The organism is Rummeliibacillus stabekisii (assembly GCF_007988965.1).
In the GTDB taxonomy this organism is placed as follows: Bacteria; Bacillota; Bacilli; order Bacillales_A; family Planococcaceae; genus Rummeliibacillus; species Rummeliibacillus stabekisii.
This window is the reverse complement of the sequence record NZ_BJVD01000020.1, coordinates 1-3,615: the sequence shown is the minus strand read 5'-3', so window position 1 is coordinate 3,615 and position 3,615 is coordinate 1. Positions and strand designations below refer to the sequence as shown.

3 protein-coding genes are annotated in these 3,615 nt (G+C 36.1%); 2 read left to right on the top strand and 1 reads right to left on the bottom strand.

Going from position 1 to position 3,615, the window contains the following annotated elements:
- Window positions 1–261 precede the first annotated feature (261 nt).
- The gene (locus RST01_RS15860) at window positions 262–855 is read left to right on the top strand and encodes an anthranilate synthase component II (protein ID WP_147198340.1); all 594 of its coding nucleotides are present in this window, start codon (window positions 262–264) and stop codon (window positions 853–855) included.
- Window positions 843–2,591: an aminodeoxychorismate synthase component I gene (pabB, locus tag RST01_RS15855; RefSeq protein ID WP_147198338.1), complete on the top strand. Its 1,749-nt coding sequence runs from the start codon at window positions 843–845 to the stop codon at window positions 2,589–2,591. The genes RST01_RS15860 and pabB overlap by 13 nt, the downstream gene beginning before the upstream one ends.
- 80 nt (window positions 2,592–2,671) lie before the next feature.
- On the opposite strand, the gene RST01_RS16100 is transcribed toward pabB, so the two are convergent.
- Window positions 2,672–2,839 (bottom strand): hypothetical protein, encoded by a 168-nt coding sequence (locus RST01_RS16100; protein ID WP_184117624.1) that lies wholly within the window; start codon window positions 2,837–2,839, stop codon window positions 2,672–2,674.
- Window positions 2,840–3,615: the final 776 nt, after the last annotated feature.

Here is a 3,615-nt window from a genome sequence, read left to right as displayed (position 1 = left end):
GGACGTCGCTTCGCAATCAAGCACCGTACAATAGTACGGTGCTTTTTTATGTGGAAAAATTTTTTCACTACTACCTCTTTTGAAAAAGCATATATTATATTTTTGATTGTTAAAGAAAACTATTTAAAATGCAGTGCTCCTTAATTGCTTTAGATGATAGTTTAGCAATGATCATTCAACATTCTGAACTCTACCTCTTTCATCCTGCACATTTTCACTTTAGAATAGAATTGATGTAACTATAAAGGGGTGAACTGTCTATTGATTCTTATTATAGATAATTATGATTCGTTTACATTTAATCTCGTACAATATATTCGCAACATTGGTGAGGAAGTAATGGTTTTGCGTAATGACCAAGTAACGATTGAGGAAATAACATCCATCAAACCTGATGCCATTTTAATTTCACCTGGACCTGGGAATCCATCAACAGCAGGGATTTGTCTCGAAGTGGTAAAGAACTTTTATCAAACTATTCCGATTTTAGGTGTTTGTCTAGGCCATCAAACGATTGCCCAAGCATTTGGAGGAATTGTAAAAAAAGCTGCAAAACCTATGCATGGTAAAGTTTCAGCCATACAGCATGACGCCCAAGAGATTTTCGATAATCTTCCTTTGCCACTTAAAGTGGCAAGATATCATTCATTAATCGTTGATGAAAAAACACTTCCCGATTGTTTGCAAATAAGTGCTACAAGTGAAGATGGAGAAATTATGGCTCTTCGTCATAAACAATATCCTGTGGAAGGGGTACAATTCCATCCTGAAGCAATCTTAACTGAGCATGGCCAGCAAATGATAGGTAACTTTTTCAAAAATAAAATCAAAGGGAATAGACTATGCACACATTAAAAGAACAAAGAGAGTCTCTTTTATCCTTCGAATTTGCAGGCAGTGATGGGAAGATACAGCCGCTGACTTTTCGAAATCCGATGAAAATAATAAGTGCCACTACAGTAGAGGAGGTAATGGCTTGTCTAATGGAAGTGGAAAAAGCTGTAGACCAAGGCTTCTATGCAGCGGGCTATTTATCATATGAAGCTGCCCAGGCATTTGATAAAGCTATGAAAGTAAACAATGAAAGTAAAATGCCATTACTATGGTTCGGTATATATGCTGAGCCTCAATTAGAAACAGTACAAAGCACCGGACAATATACGTTAAACGAATGGGTTCCATCTGTCACGGTCGATGAATATCATGCTGCCATTAAATCGATTAAGGAATCCATTGAATATGGCGATACATATCAAACGAATTATACGATAAGGTTGCATTCTTCATTTAAGGGAGACAATCTTGCATTCTTCGACAAATTGAGAAGAGCACAATCGTCTAATTACTGTGCCTATCTTCAAATGGGGGATTATAGCATATTATCCGCATCACCTGAGCTATTTTTCCAGCTTAAAGGAAATACGCTTACAACCCGTCCGATGAAGGGGACCATCAAAAGAGGAAAAACGGCAGCTGAAGATGAAGCAAAGGCGGATGAGTTGTATCATTCAGATAAAAATAGAGCAGAAAATGTGATGATTGTCGATTTACTGCGAAATGACCTTAGTGTTGTCGCAAAAACAGGGACAGTGAAAGTAGAGAAATTGTTTGATATCGAACGATACCCAACAGTACATCAAATGACTTCTACAATTACAGCAGAAATTAAAAAAGATATAGCACTTATAGATATATTTAAAGCGCTATTTCCTTGTGGTTCTATTACGGGTGCACCCAAAATTAGGACAATGGAAATTATAGAGGAGATGGAAGGGACGCCTCGTGAAGTTTATTGCGGGACAATCGGTTATATCACTCCAGAGAAGGAAGCCATATTCAATGTTCCGATTAGAACAGTAATGATTGAGAACGAAACAGGTAAAGCGACTTATGGTGTAGGGGGAGGTATCACATGGGATTCAACCGCTGAAGATGAATATGACGAAGTAATAGCAAAAGCGCTATTACTCGAAGAAGAACGCCCTCGTTTTTCTTTGCTGGAAAGTCTTTTACTGTCAGATGGGGAATACTTTTTGCTGCATGAGCATTTACAGAGACTGCAGGCTTCTGCAAAATACTTTAACTATAGTATAACTATAGAAAGTATTCGTACTGATTTGCTGGTACATGCGGCATCCTTTCCTAATGGAGACTACAAGGTGCGTTTATTGGTCAATAGCAAAGGGGAGCCAATTATTGAATCGCAGCCAATGATGCAGGTATCTGATTTCAATTGTCAATTGGCAGATCAACCAGTAGATCAAGACAACGCATTTTTATATCACAAAACGACAAATCGTAAAGTATATGAGGAGTTTCAAAGAAAGTATCCTGATTCATTTGATGTTTTGCTATGGAACAAAGAGGGGGAGCTAACTGAATTTACGAATGGCAATCTGGTTGTTGAAATGGATGATGCGTACTATACACCTCCTGTAAGCAGTGGCTTACTTGCTGGCACGTTCCGCAATTCTTTGATACAAGAGGGGAGAGTGTTAGAAAAAACGTTGACAGTTGAGGATCTAGAAAAGTGTCAGAATATCTGGTTCATCAACAGCGTAAGGAAATGGGTCCCTATCACGTTAATATGAAATTCAATACTTATTAAATAAAAATAAAAGCACAACTAGTTTTTAGTTGTGCTTTTTTAGGTACATCACTCTTGGTGATTTTATGAAATGGATGAATATAGGTGAGTAGTGTTACTCATGCGCTTAGCCATTGCTTTGGCATAGGCACGCTTGCGCTGACGCTCGAGGTTTTCTGAGACAGTTAACCGAATGCATAATAACCGTTCTTCTTTTGGGAGACGTAGCCATTCAGAGGATTGGATTAGCATAAGAAAACTCCTTTCGATTGTACATTCCAATGAAATATTAATCCGGCCAATATTCATCTAAGATGCATTTATACGACAAGTAAGTAATCTAGCTGATGATACCGACTCTAGCTTATGAAAAAGAAGAGTGGGTTATTCGTTTTTTAGTGTGATTATATGGTGAAAAACTATATGTTGTTTTAACTTTCCGTCTGTAAAAGTACTGCGGGTGTCTTTTGTAGATAAATCAAAGAGTAATTTGGAGCATGTGAGTTACCAAATATAGGATGAATTTAACTAGTGAAGTTAATTTAGCCTGTTTGGCAAGAAGTTAAACATAAAAAAACTAGAATTTATATTTAGAAGTTTTTTGTATGTGTTTTAGCGCATGAGATTTAAGACCTGAAGTTGAATTGTATTACCATTATCAAAGATAAAAAAGAGGTTATACCTTTGATGAAAATGCACTAGCTGATAGGTTTAAAGAGATGATAAGCTGCTGTTTGTTAGCGTAAAGGGATGATAGATGTTTGTAGGAAGGTAGAGGTGAAAAAAATAAGTAAATTAGTTATTGACTTATATATAAAAATATAATATTATATTTAAGTCGCAATAAACGACGGATCATTATCAATCTAATAGTTAATAATTTATTTGAATAAAAACGTTGACTTACTCGTTTAGTTCTGGTATTATTATTGAGTCGCTGTTAAAACAATATATTGAAATAAAAAAAGTTGTTGACAAAGACCTTGAAGATATGATAAGATATAAAAGTTCGCTAAAGAACTTAAACA